The organism is Planomonospora corallina, from assembly GCF_042650625.1.
In the GTDB taxonomy this organism is placed as follows: Bacteria; Actinomycetota; Actinomycetes; order Streptosporangiales; family Streptosporangiaceae; genus Planomonospora_B; species Planomonospora_B corallina.
The window spans coordinates 139,090-163,879 of the sequence record NZ_JBHSBM010000024.1 but is presented as its reverse complement, the minus strand read 5'-3'; the positions used below and the strand labels follow the sequence as shown (position 1 = coordinate 163,879).

At 73.9% G+C, this 24,790-nt stretch carries 27 protein-coding genes and 1 tRNA gene; 10 read left to right on the top strand and 18 right to left on the bottom strand.

What is annotated here, in order from left to right:
• The first annotated feature begins 3 nt into the window (after positions 1-3).
• From ACFOWE_RS21825 to mscL, 3 genes are all read left to right on the top strand, one after another.
• Positions 4-813, top strand: coding sequence for an S-methyl-5'-thioadenosine phosphorylase (locus ACFOWE_RS21825; RefSeq protein ID WP_377290675.1), 810 nt, complete (start codon positions 4-6; stop codon positions 811-813).
• A gap of 188 nt (positions 814-1,001) precedes the next feature.
• Complete coding sequence (gene cpaB / locus ACFOWE_RS21820) at positions 1,002-1,658, top strand: Flp pilus assembly protein CpaB (RefSeq protein ID WP_377290673.1); 657 nt, start codon at positions 1,002-1,004, stop codon at positions 1,656-1,658.
• Between the two features lie 84 nt (positions 1,659-1,742).
• Positions 1,743-2,147: a large conductance mechanosensitive channel protein MscL gene (mscL, locus tag ACFOWE_RS21815; RefSeq protein ID WP_377290671.1), complete on the top strand. Its 405-nt coding sequence runs from the start codon at positions 1,743-1,745 to the stop codon at positions 2,145-2,147.
• A gap of 116 nt (positions 2,148-2,263) precedes the next feature.
• Here the strand turns inward: mscL and ACFOWE_RS21810 are convergent, their stop codons facing one another.
• A complete protein-coding gene (locus ACFOWE_RS21810) occupies positions 2,264-3,403 on the bottom strand; it encodes a D-alanyl-D-alanine carboxypeptidase family protein (protein ID WP_377290669.1) in 1,140 nt (379 codons plus the stop codon).
• A gap of 247 nt (positions 3,404-3,650) precedes the next feature.
• Positions 3,651-4,361: a hypothetical protein gene (locus ACFOWE_RS21805; protein WP_377290667.1), complete on the bottom strand. Its 711-nt coding sequence runs from the start codon at positions 4,359-4,361 to the stop codon at positions 3,651-3,653.
• Positions 4,362-4,516: 155 nt separating this feature from the next.
• On the opposite strand from ACFOWE_RS21805, the gene ACFOWE_RS21800 reads away from it, so the two are divergent.
• The 3 genes from ACFOWE_RS21800 (at position 4,517) to ACFOWE_RS21790 (ending at position 6,584) form a co-directional block, all read left to right on the top strand.
• Positions 4,517-4,592 (top strand) — tRNA-Arg (locus ACFOWE_RS21800).
• Positions 4,593-4,924: 332 nt separating this feature from the next.
• Positions 4,925-5,794, top strand: a complete 870-nt coding sequence (locus ACFOWE_RS21795; RefSeq protein WP_377290665.1) for a hypothetical protein — start codon at positions 4,925-4,927, stop codon at positions 5,792-5,794.
• A gap of 511 nt (positions 5,795-6,305) precedes the next feature.
• Positions 6,306-6,584 (top strand): AlbA family DNA-binding domain-containing protein, encoded by a 279-nt coding sequence (locus tag ACFOWE_RS21790; RefSeq protein ID WP_377290663.1) that lies wholly within the window; start codon positions 6,306-6,308, stop codon positions 6,582-6,584.
• Positions 6,585-6,649: 65 nt separating this feature from the next.
• On the opposite strand, the gene ACFOWE_RS21785 is transcribed toward ACFOWE_RS21790, so the two are convergent.
• The 3 genes from ACFOWE_RS21785 to ACFOWE_RS21775 all read right to left on the bottom strand — a co-directional run bounded on the left by ACFOWE_RS21785 (position 6,650) and on the right by ACFOWE_RS21775 (position 8,807).
• On the bottom strand, positions 6,650-7,147 hold the full coding sequence (locus tag ACFOWE_RS21785) for a hypothetical protein (RefSeq protein WP_377290661.1): 498 nt from the start codon (positions 7,145-7,147) through the stop codon (positions 6,650-6,652).
• Positions 7,148-7,491: 344 nt separating this feature from the next.
• Positions 7,492-7,839 (bottom strand): VOC family protein, encoded by a 348-nt coding sequence (locus ACFOWE_RS21780; protein WP_377290659.1) that lies wholly within the window; start codon positions 7,837-7,839, stop codon positions 7,492-7,494.
• A 131-nt stretch (positions 7,840-7,970) separates the two neighbouring features.
• Entirely contained in the window at positions 7,971-8,807 is an 837-nt protein-coding gene (locus ACFOWE_RS21775; RefSeq protein WP_377290657.1) for a class I SAM-dependent methyltransferase, read from the bottom strand.
• 250 nt (positions 8,808-9,057) lie between these two features.
• On the opposite strand from ACFOWE_RS21775, the gene ACFOWE_RS21770 reads away from it, so the two are divergent.
• Positions 9,058-9,444 carry a nuclear transport factor 2 family protein gene (locus tag ACFOWE_RS21770; RefSeq protein WP_377290655.1) on the top strand — a complete coding sequence of 129 codons (387 nt, stop codon included), beginning with the start codon at positions 9,058-9,060 and terminating at the stop codon, positions 9,442-9,444.
• 42 nt (positions 9,445-9,486) lie between these two features.
• Here the strand turns inward: ACFOWE_RS21770 and ACFOWE_RS21765 are convergent, their stop codons facing one another.
• Entirely contained in the window at positions 9,487-10,338 is an 852-nt protein-coding gene (locus ACFOWE_RS21765; RefSeq protein ID WP_377290653.1) for a glycerophosphodiester phosphodiesterase, read from the bottom strand.
• 132 nt (positions 10,339-10,470) lie between these two features.
• Positions 10,471-11,037 (bottom strand): TetR/AcrR family transcriptional regulator, encoded by a 567-nt coding sequence (locus ACFOWE_RS21760; RefSeq protein WP_377290772.1) that lies wholly within the window; start codon positions 11,035-11,037, stop codon positions 10,471-10,473.
• A 95-nt stretch (positions 11,038-11,132) separates the two neighbouring features.
• Here ACFOWE_RS21760 and ACFOWE_RS21755 point away from each other — a divergent pair, with 95 nt between their 5' ends.
• The gene (locus tag ACFOWE_RS21755; RefSeq protein ID WP_377290651.1) at positions 11,133-11,465 is read left to right on the top strand and encodes a rhodanese-like domain-containing protein; all 333 of its coding nucleotides are present in this window, start codon (positions 11,133-11,135) and stop codon (positions 11,463-11,465) included.
• 126 nt (positions 11,466-11,591) lie between these two features.
• Here the strand turns inward: ACFOWE_RS21755 and ACFOWE_RS21750 are convergent, their stop codons facing one another.
• On the bottom strand, positions 11,592-13,358 hold the full coding sequence (locus tag ACFOWE_RS21750) for a BTAD domain-containing putative transcriptional regulator (RefSeq protein ID WP_377290649.1): 1,767 nt from the start codon (positions 13,356-13,358) through the stop codon (positions 11,592-11,594).
• Positions 13,359-13,998: 640 nt separating this feature from the next.
• On the opposite strand from ACFOWE_RS21750, the gene ACFOWE_RS21745 reads away from it, so the two are divergent.
• Positions 13,999-14,520 (top strand): hypothetical protein, encoded by a 522-nt coding sequence (locus ACFOWE_RS21745; RefSeq protein WP_377290647.1) that lies wholly within the window; start codon positions 13,999-14,001, stop codon positions 14,518-14,520.
• Positions 14,521-14,690: 170 nt separating this feature from the next.
• On the opposite strand, the gene ACFOWE_RS21740 is transcribed toward ACFOWE_RS21745, so the two are convergent.
• The 10 genes from ACFOWE_RS21740 to ACFOWE_RS21695 form a co-directional block, all read right to left on the bottom strand.
• Complete coding sequence (locus ACFOWE_RS21740; protein WP_377290645.1) at positions 14,691-15,065, bottom strand: hypothetical protein; 375 nt, start codon at positions 15,063-15,065, stop codon at positions 14,691-14,693.
• 88 nt (positions 15,066-15,153) lie between these two features.
• Entirely contained in the window at positions 15,154-15,531 is a 378-nt protein-coding gene (locus ACFOWE_RS21735) for a TadE/TadG family type IV pilus assembly protein (RefSeq protein ID WP_377290643.1), read from the bottom strand.
• Positions 15,532-15,743: 212 nt separating this feature from the next.
• Entirely contained in the window at positions 15,744-16,142 is a 399-nt protein-coding gene (locus ACFOWE_RS21730) for a pilus assembly protein (protein ID WP_377290641.1), read from the bottom strand.
• 93 nt (positions 16,143-16,235) lie between these two features.
• Positions 16,236-17,138 (bottom strand): type II secretion system F family protein, encoded by a 903-nt coding sequence (locus ACFOWE_RS21725; RefSeq protein ID WP_377290639.1) that lies wholly within the window; start codon positions 17,136-17,138, stop codon positions 16,236-16,238.
• Between the two features lie 85 nt (positions 17,139-17,223).
• Complete coding sequence (locus tag ACFOWE_RS21720; protein WP_377290637.1) at positions 17,224-18,078, bottom strand: type II secretion system F family protein; 855 nt, start codon at positions 18,076-18,078, stop codon at positions 17,224-17,226.
• Positions 18,079-18,172: 94 nt separating this feature from the next.
• Positions 18,173-18,865 (bottom strand): hypothetical protein, encoded by a 693-nt coding sequence (locus ACFOWE_RS21715; protein ID WP_377290635.1) that lies wholly within the window; start codon positions 18,863-18,865, stop codon positions 18,173-18,175.
• Positions 18,862-19,503, bottom strand: a complete 642-nt coding sequence (locus tag ACFOWE_RS21710) for an SAF domain-containing protein (RefSeq protein WP_377290633.1) — start codon at positions 19,501-19,503, stop codon at positions 18,862-18,864. Before ACFOWE_RS21710 ends, ACFOWE_RS21715 begins: the two co-directional genes overlap by 4 nt.
• Positions 19,504-19,541: 38 nt before the next feature.
• Positions 19,542-20,096 (bottom strand): hypothetical protein, encoded by a 555-nt coding sequence (locus ACFOWE_RS21705; protein WP_377290631.1) that lies wholly within the window; start codon positions 20,094-20,096, stop codon positions 19,542-19,544.
• An 875-nt stretch (positions 20,097-20,971) separates the two neighbouring features.
• The gene (locus ACFOWE_RS21700; RefSeq protein WP_377290629.1) at positions 20,972-21,529 is read right to left on the bottom strand and encodes a hypothetical protein; all 558 of its coding nucleotides are present in this window, start codon (positions 21,527-21,529) and stop codon (positions 20,972-20,974) included.
• A gap of 225 nt (positions 21,530-21,754) precedes the next feature.
• Positions 21,755-22,558, bottom strand: a complete 804-nt coding sequence (locus ACFOWE_RS21695; protein ID WP_377290627.1) for an oxygenase MpaB family protein — start codon at positions 22,556-22,558, stop codon at positions 21,755-21,757.
• Between the two features lie 487 nt (positions 22,559-23,045).
• Here ACFOWE_RS21695 and ACFOWE_RS21690 point away from each other — a divergent pair, with 487 nt between their 5' ends.
• Entirely contained in the window at positions 23,046-24,758 is a 1,713-nt protein-coding gene (locus tag ACFOWE_RS21690; protein WP_377290625.1) for a histidine kinase N-terminal 7TM domain-containing diguanylate cyclase, read from the top strand.
• Positions 24,759-24,790 lie beyond the last annotated feature (32 nt).

The window sequence follows — 24,790 nt, the reverse complement described above, 5'->3', positions numbered from 1 at the left end:
GCCATGGTCAATCGCGCGGACGTCGGCGTCATCGGCGGCTCAGGGTTCTATTCACTGCTCGACGACGTCACGGAGGTCTCGGTCACCACGCCGTACGGCCCGCCCAGCGACGTCGTCTCCATCGGGCGCGTCGGCTCCCGGCCGGTGGCGTTCATCCCCCGCCACGGACGGGACCACCGCTTCCCGCCCCACCGCATCCCCTACCGGGCCAATCTGTGGGCGCTGCGTTCCCTCGGCGTCCGCCAGGTCCTCGCGCCCAGCGCGGTCGGCTCGCTCCGCCCGGAGATCGGCCCCGGCGCCCTGGTCGTGCCCGACCAGCTCGTCGACCGCACCTCCGGCCGGGTGCAGACCTACTACGACGCCGGCGGCGTCGTCCATGTCTCCTTCTCCGACCCCTACTGCCCGGCGGGCAGGGCCGCGGCCGTGGCCGCCGCCCGCTCCGCCGACTGGGCGGTGGCCGACGGCGGCACACTCGTCGTCATCGAGGGGCCCCGGTTCTCCACCCGCGCAGAGTCCCGCTGGTTCAGCGGCAACGGCTGGACGATCGTCGGCATGACGGGCTACCCCGAGTCCGTCCTCGCCCGCGAGCTGGCCATGTGCTACACCTCGCTCTCCCTCGTCACCGACCACGACGCGGGGATCGAGGCAGGCGAGGGGGTCACCCATGAGGAGGTCCTCGCCTTCTTCGCCGCCAACGTCACCCGCATGCGCACCCTGGTCACCGACGTGGTCGCCGCTCTTCCCGAGGAGCGCGCCTGCCCCTGCGCCACGGTGCTGGACGGCCTGCGTCTCCCCTTCGAGCTGCCCCGGTGAGATCGGGTCCCCGGCCGGGCACGCCCGGCCGGCCCGTCCCGCCGCTCCCCTCCGACCAGCCCCGGTGACATCCGGACCACCGCCGAGCGTGCCCGGCCGATCCGTCCCGCCGCTCCCCTCCGACCAGCCCCGGCGACCGTCGCCGGAGCCCCGGCCCGCGGCCGGGGCCTGTGCCCGTGGAGTCAGCCATGCGCGTCATCCGCCGTCTTCCCGGCCGGCGCCTCCTCGAGCGTCGCCGCCGCCTCCTCGCAGGCGTCCTGGCCGCCCTCGCCGCGGCGTGCGCCGTGACCGCCCTGCGGCCGGACACCTCGTCGGTGACCGTGCTCGCCGCCGCCCGCGACCTGCCCGGCGGCGTGCTGTCCCCCGGTGACGTACGGCCGGTCGCCCTGCGGCCGGGCACGGCTCCCGAGGGCGCCCTGCGGCCCGGCTCCCCGGTCGCGGGGCGCGTGCTGACCGGTCCCGTGCGGCGCGGAGAGCCCCTGACCGACGTCCGCCTGCTCGGCCCGGGGCTGCTGGCCGCCCACGGTCCCCAGGCGGTCGCCACCCCGATCCGCGTCGCCGACCCCGGCAGCGCCCGACTGCTCTCCCCCGGTGATGTGATCGACGTGCTCGCCGCCACCTCCGCCTGGGACGGCGCGGGAGGCGGCCCGGCCTCGGCTCGCGTCGTGGCCGAGGACGTCTCCGTCCTGGCCGTCCCCGAGAGCGGCCCGGAGAGCGACTCCGGGCGGGACGCCCTCCTCGTGCTCGCCACGACCCCGGATCAGGCGGTCGAGCTGGCCTCGGCGCAGGCCGGCGGACGGCTCTCCATCGCGATCACTCCTCGCGGAGCGTCCCCGGAGCAATGACCGGGACAAGTCAGGGTAATGAGGCATTCACCGTAGAGGACGGACGATCCCGGGCGGCCGGTGCCCGGACAAGGAGTGGTCATCATGCTGAAGGGTTTCAAGAAGTTCCTGATGCGCGGCAACGTGCTCGACCTGGCCGTCGCGGTGGTGATCGGCGCCGCCTTCGGAGCGATCGTGAACTCCTTCGTCAAGGACCTGCTCACCCCGCTGATCGCGGCGATCGGCGGCCAGCCGCACTTCGAGGGACTGACCCTGCGCGTCGGCTCCGGCGAGATCAGGTACGGCAACTTCCTCAACGCGATCGTCTCGTTCCTGATCGTGGCGTCGGTGATCTACTTCCTCGTCATCACCCCGTACGAGCGGCTCACCGCCCGTTTCTCCACGCCGGAGGAGACCAAGCTGCGCGAGTGCCCCGAGTGCCTGTCGGAGATCCCCAAGGCCGCCGTCCGCTGCCGCCACTGCACCGCCCAGGTCGCCCCGATGTCCTGACCCGCGGGCGGAGGTCTCCGGCCGTGGCCTGCCGGAACCCGGCCCTCAGAGCATTCGCCCGGCCCGGGGGCACTCTGTTCGTTCCCACGGAGTTCCCGCGGATCCTGGGCTCGCTCCTACAGGAGTGAGCCCAGCTTCGGGTCGTACTCCCAGTGCCAGGGCTCGAAAGGGCTGGAGTAGGCCCAGGCGGGGTGGATCCAGCCGAACTTCTTCCCGTTGGCCTCCACCCAGTTGAACTCCGCCGACCGGAAGTTCTGCACACCCCCGCACAGGTCGACGGCGAGTCCCCAGCCGTGGTTGCTCCGGCCCGGGACGGCGGCGAAGCCGGGGCGACGATAGTAGACCGACTGCTGCTCCGCCAGGCTCCGGTAGGCGTCGGTCACGCACATGGGCCTGCCGAACCGCTTGCGGTAGGCCTCGTTCATGCTGATGAAGGCGATCGCCGCATCGGCCCGGAGCTGGTGCCCCTTCTGCTGGAGCGGGCAGAGGTAGGCCGCCGGGATCAGCCCGTTGGGGAACTCCCCCGCCGAGTTCACCCTCGTCGGGTCGCATCCCGCGCCCTTGCCCTTGCCGATCTTGACGCCCAGCTTCACCAGCGCGTCGGTCAGCGACTTCACGAGCTTGGCCGAGCGCGCCTGGAGCGTCTTGATCTCGGCGTTCATCTGCGCCTCGGCCAGCAGGGTGGTCGCACGCAGCTCCTGCGCCTCGCCGGCCAGCCGCTCCCGCTCGGCCTGCAGGCGGCCGCTCTCCTCCAGCACCCGGTCCCGCTCGGCGACGAGCTGGGTCAGGGTGGTCATGGCCTGCAGCGTGTCGGTGCCGGAGTCTCCGGACAGCAGGCCCGCGGTGTCCCCGCCGACGGGCTGCTGGTAGAGCATCCCGACGAGGTCGGAGAGCGGCTGCCGCACCTGGGCGAAGGCCCGCTCCGCGGCCTGCAGCTCGCGCAGTTTGGCGGACAGCTCCTTCTGCGCCTGGCCGATCTTCGTGCGCCGCTGCTCCAGCGCCTTGGTGGCGGCCTCCAGGTCCTTCGCCGCCTTCTCCGCCTCGCGGCGGAGCTCCGTGAGATTCACCGGCTCACGTGCGGACAGGGCCCCCGCAGGCGACCGCTGCCCGCCGGCCTGCGTCCCGGCGACCCGCGTCCCGGCGGCCTGAGGCTCGGCCGTCTCCGCCGAGGCCTGCGACGTGGCGGCAGCCGACAACCCGAGGGAAGTCATCGTCGTGACGACGACGATCAGACCCGCTGATCGACGAGGCAGCACGTTCGACCCCTCCGTTTGCGAACTCGTGACCCGGGTCAGGCACGCACGTTACTACAGCCCACCGGATGTCCGAGCCAGACTCCCTGTAGCCGCTATGCGTCGAACGCCCTGTTTTGCGAGATCAACTTGCGGGCTCTTTCACCGAGCGCGCCACCGCGGGAACGCACACCCGCAACGCTCCCCGGCCCACCGGCTCCGCTCCTCCGCGTGCCGGGCCGCCCTTCCTGCGGCCCGGCGCACGCCGATCTCAGATCTTCTGCCGGTTGCCGTCCATGCAGACCTCCCAGAGCCAGGTCTTCCGCCACTCCTGCGAGCACTCCGCATCCTGCAGCTCCTCGGCCTCCCCGGGGGTCACCTCCGGCGACGGCGCGGGGGAAGGGGTGGAGGACGGCGTTGGAGACGACTCCCCGCCCGCCTTCTGTCCGTCGTTCTCCGCCGTGCGCCCGGGACGCGCCGTGCCCGGCTCCCGTGTCTCCCTCGACGGCTCCCGCCCCTCGCCCTTCTCCGGCTCCGGCCGCTTCCTCCGCCTCCGGTCGGCGGTGCTCCCGGTCTCGGCGGCCTCCTCGGGCGAGGCCTCCGGCCGGGAGTAGGACACGCTCACCACGTCCGGCGGCACCCAGCCGTTGTAGATCCGGTAAGGACGCAGGGGCGGGGGCACCAGCCGGGGCTCGGTCCCGGCCGCCGCCCGAGGCACGGCCCGGGACTCACTCCGGGACTCGGCCCGCAGCTCGGTCGCCTCGCGCCGGCCGGGTGCGGCCACGACCGGCGGCCGCCGGTCGTCCGCTCCCTTCCACGCCTGCGTGTCCACGGCGACCCCGTGCACCGCCAGGTCGTAGCCGGAGACCTCTGCCACCATGAGCCCGCCCGCCAGCAGGGCCGGCACCAGCATCGCCACACCCAGCACCATCGGCCGCAGCACTCGACGACCGGCAATCCGCTTCTGCCGCACTTTGATCACAGAGCGTGACAGTAACCGCGCCGACACCCCGATGGCTCGCCCGCTTGCCATCCCTTTGACCCAGCTCAGGGAAGCGATGACTCACCGCTCTCCTCACCCGGTGTCCCCAACTGGGCATGCGGGCCTCATTTTCGCTACTCTTGAAGGCAGTCCCTGCCTCCGTAGCTCAGGGGATAGAGCACCGCTCTCCTAAAGCGGGTGTCGCATGTTCGAATCATGCCGGGGGCACCATCGTGACCTTGTCGTCCACTGTCCGACCTAGGGGTCCTCCCCCGGTACGGCATGCGCCCCTGCGCAGCCGCAGGCCACCGTGAGCGGCCCTGGGTCGACGTTCACGGAATATGTGCGGGATGATCTTGCAGCTCCTCAGCCGGAGAGCGAACCAGACCTTGCCTAGCGGGGATGCTGCCGACTGATCACGGACACCCCTCCCATTCGCCACCCTTGAACATGGTTGTGCGGGAAAGTGGTCTCTGCGATCATCTGCGACCTAGAGGGTCTTACGGCGCCGAGTCCGATTTCCTCCGGACCACGCCAGGGCCGATGGGAGGTCGATCTTCACTTTGCAGTCCTGGGCCGATCACTGGCCAATCGTCGATCCCACCATCCCGCCCCGAGACAAGCGCCGGATCGTCGGCAGCCGAGAGCTCATGGGGATACCAAAGGAAACGCCGACCAGGTATCCCTCTTCGCGGTCGTCGAAGGCCAAAGGCTGGCTGATCATTTTTACGGTCTTCATCGTCGTGGGAATCCTCAGAGCCATCGTCGAAGCCGCGATCAAGGTGCCACGGTTCGGCTTATCTCTCCTCGGCCTGATCATCGTGACCGCAACCGCGTTCCTCGCTCGGAGATACCTCAAGTCTCCAAAACGGCTGGCGCGTCTGTACCGCGATCGATACGTGCTCCCCAGCGATCTCGACGACGAGGCCCACGCCCTGCTCAAGCGAGCTGCTGACGCCACCGTGACGGTCGCCCGGTCCCAGGTCAGCCGACAGGGGTTCTTGGACTCTGTCGCCAATGACGTGCTGTTCCCTCAGCAGCTGTGGGAGATCAGCCGTCTTCTGCGCTTTCAGACCCTGCTCCGCGCTGAGCAGGCCGCTGCTACCCACGGTGTCATCGTCACCCCTGAGCTGGCTGCCGTCCTCGCTCCGCAGCGGCAGGCCTTGCAGCATTCGGTCTCGGTGGTCACACGGCGGGTTGCGGAGCTGGAGGTCTACGCGCGTCGAGTTCAGGAGGCCGATGCCGCCCTACGGGCCCACGAGCAGCTGCAGAACAACGACAAGTACCGCTACCTGCTCGCGCACACCGACGACAGGATGGGCATGCAGAGCCTCTTGGGGCAGGCGACCGCTATGGAGAGCACTCTCACGCGCAGCGTGCAGAACGCCATCGCAGCAGGTCAGACTCTGAGTCTGCCAGATCCTAGGCACTGAAGCCGATCACTACGCAATGTCGGCGAACAACAGCAAAGGCCCCGGTTGACCGGGGCCTTTGCTGTATGGCCGTTAATCTTCGAGAGTTTTAGTGATCTGGCCGTTGGCGCGGTGTTTGAGACCGCGTTCGTCACGGGTCTTCCCACTCGTTCGTCCACCTTGTCCGCTTGAGGACGAGCCTTCTCCGGGTGAGCCACGGTCTGTTCGGGCAGCTCATGGTTCTGGCACGGGGCGCGACGCGGTACATGCGGGTGAGTATCCAGCGGAGTCGCCCCCACGAATCCGGTCGGCCGCGGAGACGGCCGTCAGGAGCGCACGTGCCCGTGCGGGGTTGACGACCACGGGGGCCGATGCGCTCACGACCTCCATAACGGCTCAGCATGCTAACTGGCATGCCAGTTGGCATGCCCCGTCCGTACCGGCCGACGGGGAGAGAACGATGCGGGACGAGGGGCCGTCCGAGATCATCGGGAACCTCCGGACGCCGGGCGGGGACGTCTCTGACGTAGAGGTGAAGAAGTCCCAGCGCGAGCTGCCGAAGAGCGTCCGGGAGCCCCTCTCGGCCTTCGCCGACATCCGCGGTGGAGTGCTCATCCTCGGCCTGGACGGGACCAGGGGGTTCGCGGCGACCGGCGTGCACGATGCCCTGAAGCTCTCCAACGATCTGGCTCCGCTCTGCTCCACCGACATGGAACCCGCCCTGCGACCGTTGATCCGGGTCCGTGACTTCGAAGATGTGAAGCTGGTCGGCGCGGAGGTTCCCGAGTTGGATCCGGCCCAGCGACCGTGATCGCGAACCATACGCGATCCGATCTCGATCACGTTTTCCCAGGTCGTAACCCGCGCCTCAACCTCTCACGGGATGAGTCGACGCCTGGAACGACGTGACCCCACAGCGAGTGCCACGGCCGCGAGAATGTACGCCACCGCGGCCGGCATGGCGATTCCGGGTTCCCCAGCGCTGGCATAGAAGTCCGGCTGAGCGCCAGAGCTGACATCGTCCGTGACGATGTCGCGGGGAAGCTCTCCGAGGAAAAGCGCCAGATCGATGACCGCCATGACACCGAGAACAACCGCGACGACCGTCCCCGCCAACCACCACCGGCGGCAGCAAACGGCCGCGAGCAAGACCAGCAGCGGCAGACCGCCGGTGACGAAGGCGTCCAGGGCGAAGAGCGAACGCGCAGCAGTGCCGACGAAGAGAGCGGCGAAGGAGACGAGCGGCGTGTAATCTGCGCCGCCGCTCTCGGCCGCGGCCATGAGCACCCAGGGCACCAGCGAGGCGAGCACCGCCACGACCGGCCACGGCCATGCCCGGTGGGCGTTCATTCCACGTTCCAGCTGATCGGACACCGGCGAAGTATGCCAGGCGCATGAGCGTGCCGAAGGATCGGGACCTGGTCCGGAGCCTTCGATACGGATCACGGATCAGTCGCCGGGAGTCCCGGAGATCCGTCTGCCGGGAGTCCCGGAGATCCGTCTGCCGGCGCGGGATCGTCACCCTCGACGCACTCGGCGCAGGCCCTCGGAAGAGCATCGACGCTGCACCTCGCCCGGTTGGCCGCTTCCCCTGCCGGAACCCCGGTGTCGAGCCGCAAGGACAGCGCCGCGTGCCGCAGGCCGTACGACGGGGTGTCCGGCGGGCGTCGTGCGGCGGTGCGCCGTCCGCGGGCTCCGCCGCCGACGGATCCCCGCGGTCAGCGGTGGCCCAGGACGTTGACCACGCGGCCGTCCGGGTCGCGGACGAAGAACCGGCGGACGCCCCACTCCTCGTCCTGCAGCGGGTGCACGATCTCGGCGCCGCCGTCGCGCATGGCCGCGTAGGCGGCGTCCACGTCCTCCACCTCGATGCTCATGTCGGGGGTGACGGGCGCCGTCTTGTCTCCGGTCATGACGCTGACCTGCGCCGTGGGAGCGGACGGCGAGGCGAGGGTCATGATCCAGCCGTGGTCCATGACCTTCTCCAGACCCAGGAGTCCGTAGAACGCCGCGTTCTCCTCCAGGGCGTCGGACTGGATGTTGGGGACGATCCGGCGGATGGTCATCGGCGACTCCTTCGGCGGGCGGGGGACATGCGTCCGGTTCCTCTCCCCACGATGGCGCATGCGGCCCCCGGCCGGGGGGGGTACGGCCGCTCCCGTGCTCACCGGGTCGCGGACCCGTCCGGGTCACGGGATCACGGCCTTCCGCGGAGATCGGCCGGGTGCGGCTCGGCCTGGGACGCGTCGGGCCGCCGGGCGATGGTGAGCACGTGACCGCTCACTCCCAGCAGCGACGGGACGGACTCCATCGAGCGCTGGGCGTCGAGCAGGAGCCTGCGGCGTTCCGGATCGTCGAGCCAGGCGTCGATGTCGCCGTACAGCCAGAAGGCGCCCTCCAGCCCGTACCGTTCGGCCCCGGCCAGCCCGGCGTCGGCGAACTCGCCGGGGATCTCGTCAGGATCGTGGAAGTAGGCGGGGAAGCCACGGCCGGGGGAGAGCATGATCCCGTCTTCCAGCGCCGCGTGCGCCGTCTCCCGCTGCCGCTCCTCGGTGTACGAGCCTGTGCGGACCGTGTCGTGCACGGCCGCGTAGCGGTTGATGGTGGCCGCGGCCACCAGGCCGCCGGGCCGTACCGCGCGCCGGGCCTCGGCCAGCGCCCGCACCCGGTCGGCCCGCTCGGCCAGGTGGTAGAGCGGGCCCAGCAGCAGCACCGCGTCCACGCTCGCGTCCGGCACCGGCAGCTCGCGCGCGTCACCCGGCCGCGCCGTCACCCCGGGCAGCCGCGCGGCCCGCTCCACGTGCAGGGGGACCGGATCCAGCAGTTCGACCTCGTAACCGTCGGCCACCAGCCACTCGGCGTGCACCCCGGTACCGCCGCCCACGTCCAGCACCCGGGCCGGAGCCGGGGGCAGCGCCCGGCGCAGCACGTCCTGCGTCCGCCAGAACTCCAGCCGCGCGTGTCCCTCGCGGAGCCGGCCGTGCTCCGTGTCCTGTCCGTAGTAGGCGAGCAGCAGTTCCCGTGTCACCGTCATACTTGATCATGCCGCGAGTCCTGGGCCGCGGGCGAGCGGATATCCTCCGGCCTCCTCGCAGCCGGTCGGAGCCCCGGCGCGACCGGGGGACGCGGACGGCACCGCTCCCGCGCGAGGACGGCGTCCGCTCCGCATGCGGGTGGCCGTGGCGGACGCCCTCGATGACAATGGCGGGTGGGCCGGTGGCGCGCACGGCCTTCCCGTACGCATCCAGGGAAACCCCGTACACATCCAGGGAAACGGAGTGCCCATGACCGGCCGGAAGCTCATGGAGGAGCTGTACGAGGCGGAGAGGCGCCTGCAGGCGGCGCAGCTCGCCGGGGACGTGGAGGAGCTGGACCGGCTCCTCCACGAGGACCTCGTCTTCACCGGGCCGCCGGACGGCGGGTTCCACCCGGGGGCCAAGCGGCTCGACCTGGAGAACCACCGCTCGCGCACCCAGGTCATGACGAAGGTCGCCGAGGAGGACCTCGCCGTCGTCATCTCGGGGAGCACCGGCGTCACCTGCTTCCTCGGCACGCTGGAGGGCACGTTCGCGGGTGAGCCGTTCTCCGGGCGTCTGCGCTACACCCGGACCTGGGTCCACACGGACGAGTACGGCTGGCGCATCCTGGCCGCCCACGCCGGCCCGGCGTAGAGGCCGCGGCGGTACGGCTCCGCCCGCCGGGGTCGTCCGGCCTCAGCGGACGACCCCACGGAGCACGTCAGGTTTGTTGGTGATGATTCCGTCCACCCGGAGGGAGATCAGGCGGCGCATGGCCGCCCGGCTGTCCACGGTCCAGGTGAAGACCTCCATCCCGAGCGCGTGGACGCGCCGGACGTACGCCTCGGTGAGGGCGGTGTGCGGCGGGTTGATCTGGTCGGCGAACCTCGCCAGCGCCGGAAGGTCCGTGACCGGCGGAGTGCCGAGCAGGCCGATCGGGAGGTCGGGCACGACCTGCCGGAACGTGCGCATCGAGTCCCAGTCGAACGACTGCACCACGGTCCTGCCGGGATCCAGCCAGAGGGGGTGGCGCCGCAGCTCGGCGGCGATCCGGGCTTCGATGCCCGGATAGAGGTGCGGCGCCTTGACCTCCAGCAGCAGGTCGAGCCCGCTGCCGCTCATCGCCCGCAGCGCTTCGCCGAGGGTGGGCACCGCCTCGCCCTCGTACCGCGTGGCGAACCATGACCCGGCGTCCAGCCTCCGGATCTCCGCGAGCGTGAAGTCGCCGACCTTCCACGGCGCCCGCCCCGGGAAGACCTGCTCGACGTCGGTGGTGCGGGCCAGGGTCGTGTCGTGCATCAGGACCAGCCGGTGGTCCTTCGTCTCCTGGACGTCCAGCTCGAACATGTCGGCGCGCTGGTCCCGCGCGAGCTTCAGGGCCGCGATGGTGTTCTCCGGCGCGTAGGCGGAGGCTCCGCGGTGGGCGACGTTGACGACTTCCGGCGGTACCGCGGTGGTCGCTCCGGAGGAGGAGACGGCCGCGGCTGGAACGGCCGTGGTGAGCAACGCCAGCATGGTCGTGGTGATGAGGCCGAGTCGTCGGAACATGCGTCTCCCCAGGCAACGGACGACTTACGGCCCGAACTTGACAGAAGAAGATGACAAGTAGCCGATGTGAGGGTAACAACCGCATGCCCCGCACGTGAGCATTCGTCCTGGTCGGCGCGTCGAGCCGTCCGGTCAGCCGAACACGAGCACCCGGACCGCCTCCCTGGCGCGCGACACGCCGTACTCACCGACGAGGACCGCCATGTGCTCGGCCGCCAGCGGGGCGAGCAGGGCGTGGGCGAGCGGGTCCGCGTCGCATTCCGGGCGGAGGTCGGCGAGCAGGATCGCCACGTGCAGGCGCCAGAACCGGTAGGCGCCGATCCGGTAGCGCGCGCCGGGACTGGCGGTCTCCGACATCCGCACCAGGTCGAGGTGGCCGAGAAGATAGTCGAGATAGGCGTCCACGAACGCGGACAGCCTCTCGGCCGCCGGAGCCCCGGGCCCGAGAGGCGGCGGGCCGGACAGGATCGCCTGCTGGAGCTCGCGCTCACGTTCGTCGAGAAGCGCCGCGGCCAGCCCCGACTTGTCGCCGAACCTGCGGAACAGCGTGCCCTTGCCGACGCCCGCCTCGGCGGCGACCGCGTCCATCGAGACGGCGTCCACCCCCTTCTCCCGGAACAGCCTCGCCGCCGCCGCCAGCACCTTCATCCGGTTGCGGGCGGCGTCGGCGCGCTCCTTCGGCTCCTCGCCCAGCAGCATGCGCAACGATTCACTTGACGAACCGGACCGCGGTCCGCTAATTTCCTGATCACTCACACAAGCGGACTATAGTCCACTTAATCTCGGAGGTCGACATGACCGCACTCATCAGCCGCGACGAACTGAAGGCCGCGATCGAAGCGGGCACGGTGACCGTCGTGGACGCCCTCGGCGGCGCGTACTACGCCCAGCAGCACCTGCCCGGAGCGGTGGCCCTGGTGGAGAGCGAGGTCGGCTCCCGTGCCGCCGAGCTGCTCCCCGACCGGGACGCCGCGATCGTCACCTACTGCTCCAACGCCGCCTGCGGAAACAGCGAGGCGGTGGCCCGCCGCCTGACCGCTCTCGGCTACACCGACGTGCGCAAGTACCGCGAGGGGATCCAGGACTGGGTCGAGGCGGGTCTCCCGGTCGAGACCGGGCAGGCGTGACGGTCCCGACGGCGCCGGAGGCTCCGGGAAACCCCAGGAGGCTCCGGGAGGCTCCGGGAAACACGGGGAGGCTCCGGGAGGCTCCGGAGGTGAACACCGCCGAGGACGTGCCCCGAACCGGTGGTGTCACGACTCGGCCAGGAGCCGCTCCGTCTCACGCTCGGGCCGCACCCCCATCGCGGCCAGGCGCGCCCGCAGGCGCGCCGCCGTCCCCGCCGCCCGCTCGCGCAGGCCGAGGTCGGTCTGGAGACGGATGAGCCGGCGCCAGATCTCCTCCGGCTCCGGGTCCAGGGCGATGGCCCGTTCGAGGACGGCGAGGGCGGCCCGCGGGTCGCCCTCCGCCCGGAGCTCGGCGAGCCGGGCGAACACGTCGGTCTGGAGCCGTAGCTGCCCGCTCCGCCGGTCGTCGGCCCACTCGCAGGCGAGCCCCTCGGCCAGCACGCCCCGGCAGAGCCGGGCGGCGCAGTCCAGCGCGCCGATCCGCGACCTGTCGTCGGCGGCCGTCCTGGCCTCCTCCACCACGGCCTCGAAGTCCCACAGGTCCACCGCCACCATGAGCGGGGCGACGCGGTAGACCCCGTCCTCCCCCGTGATGAACGGGGAGTCGCGGCGCCCCCGGTCCGCGCCGTCGGTGACCGCCCGCAGGGTGTCGCGCAGGTGCCGCAGGGCGTCGTACACGCAGGTGTCGTCCGGCGCGCCCGGCCAGAGCGCGGCACGGATCTCCTCGCTCCGCATGCCGTCCGGGTGGAGGGCGAGGAGGACGAGCAGGTGGAGCCGGGGGCCGCTCAGGGGCACCGCCTCCGGGCGGCCCTTCACCTGGACGACCGGCCGCCCCAGGATGGAGAGCCGTACGGGCTCCGGCCCCTCCCAGAGCGGCAGCCCGTCCGCGGTCTCCCCCGGGCTCCGGCGGCCGCCCTCGCCCACCGGCCCTCCGGCCGCTCCCATGGAGGTGAACTCCTCACCGGGGAATCCTCCGGCCGTCCCCGTGGAGGGGACGTGCTCCCCGCAGGCCCCTTCAGCCGTCCCCGCGGCGGCGAGCTGGCGCAGGCAGTCGAGCCCGTCCCCGGCCGGAAGGTGGAAGAGCCACGCGCCGAGCAGTTCGCCGGCCCGCGGCCCCCGCGCCGATCCGACCCGGCCGTCCCGTCCGACCTCACAGGTGGTCCCGGAAGGCCACTCGCCGAGCAGCAGCGCCCCGGTGCCGGTCCGGGCGGAGGACGCCAGCAACCCGGCCACGTCCCAGTCGAAGAGCTCCTCGGTCACCGAGGCCACGAGCAGTACGGCGGGCAGCACCTCACCGGGGTCGTGTTCCCGCAGCTCGGCGATGCCGGTGGCGCCCCGTTCGATCAACATGCGACGCCGGGCGAAGTGCGTCTCGGTGAACCGGTCGACGGCCGCGTCCGCCGACTCGACGACCACCAGTCCCGGTACGGCTCCGGCCAGAGCCTCCTCTCCGCGGAGCCCCTCCTCCGGGAGGCCGAACAATCCCCGCAGGTCCGCCGCGCGGACGACGACCTCGGCGCGGAATCGGCCGGCCTGACGGAGCAGGTCCAGGACCAGGGCACGGGCGACACCGGTGGCTCCGTCCCCGGTGAGCCCCAGGTTCAGCCCGGCGAGCCCGATCTCGACCCTGCTCCGGTCCGTACGGTGACCGGCCAGCAGCCGGTCCGGGACCCGGAGGGAGAACGCCTCCCGGACCAGCTCCGCGTCGGGTGGCGGTCCTTCTCCCCGGTCGGCGTAGGTCCGCAGGTGGGCCCGGCGCAGCGCCCTGACGACGGGAGCGGGTTCCGGCTGAGGATCCGCTCCGGCCGGGATCCGGCGCGGAGTCGGTTCCCGAGCGGATTCCTGAGCCGGTGCCGTCCCAGCTCCCGCCTGCGGTGCCGCCTCCGCTCCCACCTCCGGCCCTGGGGCAGAGGTCCATGCCGGGGCGGAGGTCCGCGCCGGAGCCGGGGACATGTCTGGAGCCGGGCTCAGGGCCTGCGCAGGCGACATACCGGGGGCCGGCGGCGGGGGCGGGGCCGGGGGCGGAGCGGGCGACATACCGGGGGCCGGCGGTGGAGAATCCGGAGGTCTTGGGAGTCCCGGGGACGTCGAGGCCGCCGGAGGCGTCGAGAGCGCCAGGGGCGGGGTCCTCAGGAGGAACCGCCGCCGATGGCGGTGGAAACGGGCGACGGCATAGGCGGTGCTGACACCCGCGGCGAAGTCCTGGGAGACCACTCCTCCCGACGGCGTCTCCACGGCGAGCCCCGTCCGGGGAGCCGCCTCCGGAACGGCGTCGGCCCGCACCCCCGGATCCTGCGGGCCCTCCGCGGAAAGGTCCTCGGGCACCCCGGCCGCCGGCGCCTCCGCACTCCCGGAGGCCGGGGTCTCCGTCGCCGGTGAGCGGCTCCCTGCGGCCGGCGTAGGCCGAACCGGAGGGACGGAGAGCTGAGAGACGGACGGCTGAGAGGCACGTGGCTGTGGGGTCCGCGCCCGGGGAACCGAGGTTCCGGCGGCCGGGGGCGGACCGCTCGGATCGGTCGCGTCCTTCTCCAGCGTGATCCTGCGCATCGGGGCCGTCGGGCACGAGTCGTCGACGGCGGCGACCACGATCGTCGCGGCCTCCGCCCGCACGGCCGCAGGCGGAGGACCCGCCGGCAGGAGCGCCGTGGAGAGGGAACCGACCAGCCGCTCCGCCGCGGCCCGCACCGGCCCGGGCAGCGGGACGCGGACCTCCACACCGCGGACCGCCACGGTCACCTCGGCGAGCAGTGCGACCGTGAACATCGCCCACAGCAGCCAGAGCGAGCAGGCCAGGAGCACCGGCGGCACACCGTCCGGGACCGGGGCCATGAGCGCCTGCCGGACCTCCTCCCAGGACGGGATCCGGGAGGGGAGCCGCTCCGGGATCCACGCCGGGATCCGCTCCAGCGGGGGCGGGCCCGCGAACCGGACCAGCAGGACCGGGATCCCCGCCTCGGCCGCCGAGAGCAACGCCAGCACGCCGAGCAGACGTGCCGCCCGCGCGACCGCCCTCAAGGCCTTCCTCACCACGGTGCTCCCGCTCGGACCCGCGTAGCCCTCCGCACCGCGCCGTGCCCGGTCGCCCTCCGCACCGCCGCGTGCCCGGCCGCCTTCCGCACGACTCCCCCGCCACGACGCCTCGCCCGGAGCCTCGTCACCCCGTCCGGGGACCGCGCCGGCCCGCCCGGCGCGGTCTCCCCTCCTCCCGGGGTCACGCCGTCCTCCTCATCTCGCCGCTCCCGTCGCCCGGCGCTGCGCCGTCGCCGACGCCCTGCCGGAGACCGGGAACGCGCCCATGCCGACGAGCCCGAAGACCCGGGGCGGCTGGACCGCCCGGACGACGACCGTCACCGTGTCCCCGGAGACCTCCACCGTGGCGGAGTCGGCGGTCGCGGCGACGTAGGCGAGGGCGGCGGCCCTGGCGCGGACCGGGTCCAGCCGCACCTCCCCGGCACGCCGGTAGGCGGCGAAGTCGAGCTGCCGTGCCCCCGAACGCGCCGCCTCGTAGGCCTCGTTGACCGCCCGCGCCCGGGCCGCGAGCACCAGGCCCCCGTCCACGACGATCCCGGCCAGCAGGAGCAGCGCGCCCACGATCCCCACCGCGATCCCCTTCACCGCGTCCCCCCCGCGCATCCGCTCGCCGGGCGCCCCCGGCGCGCCCGCTCACCACGACCTCCTGCGGGCCCGTTCACCGCGCCCGCCAGGAGTGGACCGGTACGGCGAAGGCCGAGGTGATGTCCGTACCGCCCGGGACGTGCGCCATCGCGACGTCCGCCAGCCGGACGCGGCAGGTGACCGTCACGGTCACGGCGCCGCCCGGCTGGAGGGCTCCGACGCCCACGCTCAGGGCACGGCCCGCGCAGCCGGTGCGGCCCGAGGCGAGCGCCGTCTCGGCCGCCGACCGCGCGGCGGTCAGGGCCGTGCCCGGATCGCGGGCGGCCCCCGCGGCCCGGGCGGCCTGACGCGCGGCGGCATCGACGTCCAGCCGGGCGCTGACCAGCCCGCCCGTGACGGCCGCGGCCAGGACCAGCAGGATCAGCAGCGGCACGGAGAGCACCAGCGCCATGCCCGCCGCCCCGCGGTCCCCCCTGTCGGACCTTCCGGCAGCCCCGCGGGCCGCCTCTCGGACGGACCTTCCGGCAGCCCCCCGGGCCGCCTCTCGGACGGACCCTCCGGCAGGCCCTTGGGCCGCCTCTCGGACGCGCCTCCGGGCGAATCCGCCGACGGCTCCTCCGGCCGGGAGGCGGGCTTCCTCCCCGGACCCGCCGGGTACCGGCCTCACCAGCCGTCCCCCACGTTCCCCGCCCTCTCCACCGGCCCGTGCACGACCACCCGGACCGGGAGCTCCAGGAACGGCACGACCTCCTGGGCCGCGCCGCCGACCTCCACACGGGCGGCCTGCGCCGTACGGGACACCGACACCCGCACGTCACGCAGTGCCGACCGCCCCAGCTGGGACGTCAGCAGCGACGCCTTCGCCTGCCCGCTGCCCGCCCCGGCCCCCCGGACCCTGGCCGCCGCCAGCGCCTCGGCCGCCGTCACCTCCGCGACGTGCACGGCGTGCCGCCACACCCCGAACTGGACCACGAGCAGGACGAGCAGCAGCGCGGCGGGGAACGCCACCGCCGCCTGGGCCGTCGCCGCGCCCCGATCCCCCGCGAGACCCCGACCCGTCATCACTCCCCGCTCCCCCGCGAACCTCCGGGACCTGCCATGGACCACCTCGTCCCCCGCCGCACAGCGTTCCCCCGGGCTTCCCCGGCCGTCTTTTCAGAGCCCGGCCAGCACCGAGACGACCGCCGGATAGCCGATGAAGACCAGGAAGGCGAGGAGCAGGCCGGCCACGGGCAGACCCATTCGCTCCGCGGCGGTCCGGGCGGCGTCCTCGGCCTCGGTGAACTCCCGGGCCCGCAGCGCCGCCGCCCGGGCCGCGAGCGAGGCGCGCAGCCGGGCGCCGTCGGCCCCGGCGAGTCCTCCCGCGACGGCGAGCTCGGTCAGCTCGCGCACACCGTACTCCTCGCCCATCCGGCCGAGCGCGAGCCAGGGCGGACGCCCTGCGGCCTGGGCGGCCCGCACCGCGCCGTGGAGCCGGGTGAACGCCCACCCGCTCCCGATCCGGGAGGCGTCGGCCAGCGCGCCGTCGAGGTCGCGGCCGTCGGCGAGGGCGATGACGGTCAGGTCGAGGAAGGCGGACAGCGCGTGCCGGAGCTCGGCCCGCCGCCGGGCGGCCCTGGACCTCAGCACCGGTTCGGGGAGCAGGAAGCCCGCCGCCGCCAGCGGCAGGGCCAGCCCCGCCGTCAGCTGCCACGGCAGCGGGACGCCCGCCGGCGCGGCGGCGAGGTGGGCGGCGAAGTGGACGGTGGGGGCGAGCAGCGCCGCCGCCAGTGCCGCGGCGGCCTTCTCACCGAACAGGCTCTCCGTGGTCCGGCCGCAGACGGCCAGGTCGCGGCGGGTGGCGGTGCCGGGCAGTCCCCACGCGGCCAGTGGCCCGGCCAGCGGGCGGCCGAGGCGTCCGCGCCAGTCCGCCGCGGCGCCCGCGCCGTGCCGGGCGGGGCTGCCGTGGCGCAACCGGTGGAGCTCCGCGGCGAGCGTGGGCCGGGCGGGCCAGAACCCGAACAGGACCGAGACCAGGCCCAGCCCGGCGCCCGCCCCGAGCAGCAGCGCGAGCGTCATCGTCCCTCACCTCCTCCGGCCCGGCGGACGACGGCGCGAGGAGCCCCCGCTCCGTCCGGTCCGGCGAGCCGCGCCGTGCACGCCATCAGCCGTCACCCCCGTCCGGTACGGCGGGCGGCAGGCGCGGCGGGTCGGCGATGCGGCCGAGCCGGTGGAGCAGCAGGAACGAGCCCGCGCAGACCACCCCGGCCGCCAGCAGGACGAGCTGGCCGTCGAAGGTGTCGTAGGGGACGAGGAACTCCCGGTTGAACACCAGCAGGACGCCGGCCGCGACCGCCGTCGAGGCGACGATCGCCCGGGCCGACGCGCGGGCCCGGGCCCGGGCGTCGGCGACGCGCAACCGCAGGGCGGCGTGGGCGCGGGCGGTGTCGGCCAGCGCGCCGAGCAGGTCGCCGAGCCGGTCGGTCCGGCGCCCGGCGGCCAGGATCAGCGCGGCGCACACCAGGTCGCCGGTCGGGTCGGCGAGCTCCCCGGCGAGCTGCCGGAGCGCGTCCGGGAGCGGCTCGCCCCGGTCGACCCGCGCGGCCAGCCAGACGACCCGGGACCGGATCGCCTGGGGGGCGATCGGCGCGGTCGCCGTGACGACCTGCTGCAGCCGGGTCGGTGTGACGAGGACGTCGCGGAGCATCTCCGTCCAGCTCGCGATGGCCTCGATGCGCTCCGCCGCTCGGGCGTGCTCACGGTCCGGGCCGAGCATCCCCGGCAGGAACCAGCCCGCGAGCCCGGCCAGCAGCGTTCCGGCGGGCCACCGGGTCAGCAGGGCGACGGTGGTGGCCGCGGCGAGCGAGGCGGCGAGCCGCAGGAAGGCGCGGCGGTGGGCGGCGGGAGAGCGCGGCGCTCTCCGGTCGTCCCCGCCCCGGCGGAGCCCGGAGACGATCAGGAGGAGCCCGGCGCCCGCGCCCGTCCCGGCCAGCACGGAGAGCAGCACCTGCCCGCTCACGCCGCTCCCTCCGACCGCACCACCGCGACCGGCGTGAAGAGCCACACGGCGAACCGCACCACCGCGACCCGCGTGGGAAGCGGCGTCCGCCCGCTCACGCCGCTCCCTCCAGCGGAGCCACCGCGGCGAGCGCTCCGGAGATCCGGCGGGCGGCCCGGACCAGGCGGGTCCGCTGCCGCCGCCCCTCCAGGAACGCCTGGGCGGCCGGGTCGTGCGCGACGTGGGCGCGGATCCGCACGCCGATCGCGTCGGTCACCTCCCGGGGCGGGTAGTCGCCCCGGCCGACCAGGACCAGCTCGGCGTGGGGCATGACCTCCGCCAGGCCCTCCAGATGCGCCAGGTCCGCCAGCCGCGGGCGGGCCAGGACCAGGACCCGGTCCATGCTCACGGCGAGTTCCGCGGCGGGGCCCGACAGACGGCCCAGGTCGGCGAGGACGGCCGTGCCGGCCGGGAGCTTGCCGAACACCTCCGGCAGGGTGGCGCTGAGCGTCATGAGCGCGGTGTGCGCCTGGTCCGGCCGGGCGGGGCCGGGGATCACCCGCAGACCGCCGGGGAGCACCTGGGTGTGCCGCCACAGCACGTCCTCGTCACGGCGGCTGCGGGTCTCGGCGGCGAGGGAGACGGTGCCCGGCGCCGGTTCGAGCCGGAAGTAGCCGCTCAGCTCGCCCCCGGAGGCGTCCAGCTCGGCCAGGATCACGTCGGGCTCGGGCCAGGTGGCAGCCAGGGCGAGGGCGAGGGTGGTGGCGCCCGGCGAGTTCTTCATCGAGGCGACGCCGATGACGGTCACCGTGCCTCCGGTGCGATCTGGACCAGGCTGAACAGTCCCTGCGCGACCGGGACGGCGACCTTCTCCGCGTCGGCCCGGGCCAGCAGCAGGGTGACCACGGCGGGGCTCTGCGGCTGCTCGGGGCGGCGGACGTCGGTCACCACGGCGATCACCGGCTGCTGCCTCGTCCGGGTGCTCGCGGTGACGGTGTCGCCGGGTATCTCCGCCACGACGACGCGGTCCCCCGGGGCGAGGCCCGGGGTGTACTGGCCGGGCCGTACCGCGGCGCCGATCAGCGCCTGGTCGGGCCGCGGATAGGCGGCCGCGCCGACGTTCTTCTCGGTGAGCAGGGCTCCGGCCACCACCGGGACGGCGAGCTTCCTGCCGACCAGGCTCTGGGCCCGGCTCGCCGGGATGAGCCCCGCCTCCACGCTCCCCGGGACCGTGCGCAGGTCGTCCGTGGTGAGCACGTGCCCGGCCGGGAGGTCCGACCGTACGGCCACCGCTCCGGTCTCGCTCCCGGTCCGCAGGGTGATCGCGGCCGAGGCGAGCGCGCACGCCGCCACGAGAACGGCCCCGAGCAGCACTCTGGCGGTGCTCCGGCGTTTCTTCGGAGCGCCGGTCGTCGGCCGCGCCGGTCTGACCGCCGTCGTGACCACTGCTTCCCCCTCTGCAGGCTGTGACATCAGGCTGTGACTCACGCTGTGACGATGGCTTGGGACTCGGCGACGCGGAAGGCCGTGCCCGCCCGGGTGGTCAGGGGCGCGAGCGGGCCGCTCCGCCCGGCGGCGGTCCAGGTGACCTCCCAGGTGACCGTCGCGGTGACGCGGTACTCGCCGCCCGCGGCGTCCGTGCTCGGTTCGAGGTAGGTGTGGCCGCAGGTGGGCGAGGGGCGGCGCGGGTCGTCCCGGCCCTCGCGGTACGCCGTGCCGGGGCCCCGGCAGACCACCGTGGTGCCGTCGCCCATGCTCCAGGTCACGCGGAGCGGCCGCGCGACGACGGTCGCGGTGGTCCCGTCCACGGTCGCGGTGGCCGTGCGCGGGCGCCAGGCCTTGCGCGGGATGGTGAGCCAGATCGGGAACCTGACCAGCTGCAGCTCGTTCGGCCGGGGCGAGGAGCCGATCTCCGGGTCGGGCAGGTCGAGGCGCTCGGCCGCCGCCACGGCCGCCGCCGGTGGCCGGACCCCGGTCCGGCCGGTGCCCTCCCCGGTCCGGCCGCCGCCGGCGCCGTGTGCCGTCCCGTCGCCGCGCACCCGGGACTCCCGCGGGCCTCCGGGGTCCGCTCCGTACGGCGGCGCCTGCGGATCCGGCGTGTACGGCGTGCCCGGGCGGCCGTCCGGTGGGCCGTCCGGTGGGCCGGGCGGGTCCGCGGCGCCGGCCCGGCTCCGGATCCCGGAGAGCCCGGTGGCGCCAGGCCTGTCCGTGCCGGTCCTGTCTCCGCCGGTCCGGTGGGCGCCGAGCCCGCCGGCGCCCGGTCCGCCCCGCCGCGGGCCGCCTCCGTCCGCCGGGAGATCCACGGTCGCGGCCATCTTCTTCCACCAGCGCCTGGCCCGCGCCAGGCATCCCGGACCGCCCGCGGAGCCGCACCGGATGAACGCGACCCCGCCGACGGCCTCCTCCGCGCCGGTGGAGGCGCGCCGGGCCCCGGTGACGGCGTCCCCGGCCGTCCGGGAGGCGGTGCCGCTCCCTGAGGAAGTGGTGCCGCTCCCCGAGGAAATAGTGCCGCTCCCCGAGGAGGCGCGCGAAGTGACGCTCCTCGCCGGGGAGGCGGCGCCGTCGCCGCCGTCCGGGCGGAGGGCGGCGCTCCTCCTCCCGGAGGCGGCGCTCCTCCTCCACGAGGCGGTGCCGTCCTCCCCGGCCTCCTCGGAGGTGGTGCTCCTCTCAGAGGTGGCGCCTCTCTCCTCGGAGGCGACGAGCTCCTCCCCGGCACCGGCCTCCCCCCCGGCGCCCGGCCTCCAGGCGCCGGAGCCGGGGCTCCGCTCCCCCGAGGCGGAACTCCCGGCTCCGGGGTCGGGACTCCGGAGTCCGGAGACGGCCGCTCCGGTGCCGGGGGTGGCGGCGACGGCCGCGCAGAGGACGGCGAGCACGGTGGTCGTGTGCCGCACGGCACGGTCCGCGGCGCGGCGCCTCAGCATGTCCCGGCCTCCCTGAGCACCAGGCTCCTGACGTACCAGGCGCCGTCGTGCAGGGCCAGGCCCGCGGTGGCCCGGTGCCGACCGGCGGGCGCTCCCCGGGTCACCGGTCTCCCCGACCGGGTGCGGACGGTGAACGCGGTGTCGTCCACGCAGTCGACGATCTTGGCCCGGGCCGGGGCGGCCACCGGCCTGAGCGCGGTGACCTGGGGGGACAGGACCGGCTCCCCCCGGATGATCCGCCCTTTCCGGTCGGCGCGCCAGAGGCCGTGCCGCAGGATGATCAGAGCGTCCCCGGCGGCGTACTCGCCGAGTCCGGGAGCCCTCCAGTCGGCGCTCTCCGCGGCGGAGACGAACTCCCGCCACATGCCGCGGTAGGAGGCGAGCACGGCCTCCTCCGCGGTCGCCCGCGGTCCGGCCGGGGCGGCGGAGGGAGGGGCGGTCCCTCCCGGGGCGGGAGCGGAACCGGCGGGCGCGGACTGGCACCCGGTGAGCAGGCCTGTGACGACGGCCCAGGTCGTCACGAGCCCATAGCTGGCGCACCGTCGCCGCATGACATGTCCTCGCTGGTCAAGAAGAGGTAACCACGTAGAGTAGTCACAGTAATGCGAGGGGTCACCGAATTCCAGTAACGGGCGCCATCGCGGCGGGCCCCGGCGCCCCCGCGAGCGGGCCGGGGCGGACCGCCGGACCGAGCCGGCAGATCGCGTCGGAGACACCGTGGTCAGTCAGACCAAGAGCCGAGCCCTGCCGGGAGGCGTTCCCCCACATCCTCACCGTCAGGCCGGGGCGGGGCGCCGCCGGCCGCCCATCCTCCTGCGCAGCTCGCGCAGGCAGTGGTCCCGGGGCAGGGTCCGGATCCGCAGCGGCAGCCGGGGATAGACGGCGGCCAGCACCTTCACGAGCAGGTGGAAGCGCGCCCGGCGGGCGGGGGTCCAGCTCCAGCCGTACTGCTCGCGGATCGGCGCGGGCATCAGGCCCGCGGTGACGAGCCGGATGACCGGCAGGCCCGGGCGCATGTACCACGGCAGGTCGGGGTGGAGCACCTGCTCGGCGACGGCCCGCGAGGCGTCACTGATCTTGATGGTGGCGAGCGTGTCCGCGTAGTAGACGCGGAAGTCGGCGTAGGTGGCGGGGACCTTCTCCGGCGGGCAGCCGAGGATGGTGGCGAAGACCTTGGAGTCCTCGTAGTACCCGGCGCGCTCGGCGTCGCTCAACCGCCCGAGCAGGAGCTCGTAGATGTGCACGGCGGTGGCGAAGAGCGTGGCGCCCACCCAGACCTGGAGCTCGGGGTCGTTGGCCTCGTAGCCGGGGCCGGTCACCTTGTCGTGCATCCTCGTCACGATCGCGCTCAGCCGCTCGGCCTCCTCGCGGGTGCCCCAGGAGACGGCGTAGACCCACTGCATGGTGCCCCTGAGCCGGCCGAGCGGGTCCTCGGCGGTGTAGCTGTGGTCGTAGACCCCCTGCGCCACCTTGGGATGGGCCGTCTGGAGCAGCGAGGCCGCCCCGCCGGCGGCGATGAGGATGCCCTCGCGGGACACCTTGCGGATGAGATCGTCGTCCCGGAACAGTCCGTTGCTCATGCAATCATGGTAAGTATCCGGTTACGCGGAGACAAGACACTGTTGGCGGTCCGCCAACAGTCTCCGGGTGCCGCCACCGAGTGCAGGCCGGGAGCACGGTGGAACACAGCGGGAGCACAGAGGGGGAGACACGGGGAACACGGGGCGCAGAGACCGAGTGCAGGGACCGGGTGCAGAGACCGGGGACTCAGGGACCGGGGACTCAGGGACCGGGGACTCAGGGACCGAGGGCTCAGGGACCGAGGGCTCAGGGACCGAGGGCTCAGGGCCGGGCGCAGGGGGGAACACGGTGGGCCGATTCCCTACAGCGCGCGGCCGTCCCGCCGATGGGATCCGAGGACGTCCCGGGCGAACGCTCACGGGACGCCCCGGGTCCGGACGCGTCTCGGGGACACGCCTCGCCGGCACACCCCGCCGGCACACCCCGGGTCCGGACGCGTCTCGGGGACACGCCTCGCCGACACACGGCGGAAGGGAGAGGGAGGCCATGGGGGGCTCGTTCCTGATCCCGATCTTCGCCCTGTCGGCGGTCATGGCCACCGCGGTGACCGTCGCGGGCTGGCGCCGCCGGCGCACCGCGCCCGCGGTCGGCACGCTCGCGCTCGTCTCCGCGGCGATCGCGACGTGGTCGGTGACGGAGGCCCTCATCGTCCTGAACACCCGTCCGGACGCCGGACTGGTGCTGGCGATCGTCAAGTATCTCGGCGTCTGCGGCTCCATGGCGGGCTTCCTGTGCATGTCCACGGCCATGGTCGACCGCACCTGGCGACTGTCCCGCCGTACCCTCCTGCTGCTGCTGGCCGAGCCCGCGCTCGTCGTGGCCGCGATCGCGACCAACCCCTGGCACGAGCGGTTCTTCCTCTCGATGGACTGGGCGGTCTCGCCCGAGGCGCGGATCCCGGAGTTCGGCCCGCTGTTCTGGGCGCACACCGTCTACAGCTATCTCCTGTTCACCACCGGCGCGCTGCGGCTGGTCCGCGCGTGGCTGCACGGCCCGGGCGCCCACCGCCCCCTGTACGGGCTCACCCTGCTCAGCGTCGTCCCCTCCACGATGGGCAACACGATCGGCCTGCTGGGGCTCGTGCGCACCGCCGACCTGACCCCGGTCGGCTTCTGCGCCACCGCGGTCATCATCCACTGGGTGCTCGTCCGCCGCTCCCTGCCCGAGCTGGTCCCGGTCGCGCGCGGCCACGTCTTCGACATGATCGGCGACGCGGTCGTGACCGTCGACGCGACCGGCCGGATCCTCGACCTCAACTCCGCCGCCGGCCGGATGCTGCGCCGGCTGACGCCCGGCCTGCCCGCCCGGCTCACCGGGCTCCCGCTCCGGGGGGTGCTCAGCGGGCTCCCGCCCGCCGCGAACGAGGAGATCGACCTGGCCCTCACCGACGGCGCGGGGCGGAAGGTGGACCTGAACGTGCGCACCACCGCCCTGCACGACCGCCGGGGCGGGCACGCCGGATGGGCCATCGTCAGCCGGGACGTCACCGCGCTCAACCGGCAGCGGCGCGAGCTGGAGCGGGCCAACACCCGCCTGCGCGAGCAGCAGCAGGAACTGGAGGGCGCCAACGCCCGCCTTCACCGCCAGCAGCAGGAGCTGGAGCAGGCCAACGGGCGTCTCCACGAGCAGCTGCGCACCATCGAGCTGCTCCGCGCCGACCTGTCCGAGCAGGCCTCCCGGGACGTGCTGACCGGCCTGCACAACCGCCGCCACCTGATGGACGCGCTCCAGCGGAAGGCCGCGGAGGCCGGGCGGGACGGCGGGCCGCTGGCTCTCGCGCTGCTCGACATCGACCACTTCAAGCAGGTCAACGACCGCTACGGCCACCGGGCCGGGGACGAGGTCCTGGTCCGCTTCGCCGAGCTGCTCACCGGCGCCGCGCGCCCGCAGGACGTCACGGCCCGCCACGGCGGAGAGGAGTTCGTCATCGTCTTCCCCGCCACCACCGGGGAGCAGGCACTCTCCCTGGTGGAGGCGTTGCGCGAGCGGGTGGCCGCCGAACCCGTGCCCGCGGCGGGCCACAGGCTGCGCATCACGTTCAGCGCCGGGGTCGCCTCCCTGTCGTGCGGGCAGAGCCCCGACGACCTGCTGCAGGCGGCCGACGAGGCGCTCTACGCCGCCAAGCGCCGGGGCCGCAACCGGGTCGAGCCCGCCGTGCCGGGCTCCGCGGAGCCCGGTGCGGCCGGCGCCGCGGCCTGACTTCCGGCTGAACCCCGCCCGGCGACCGGCGC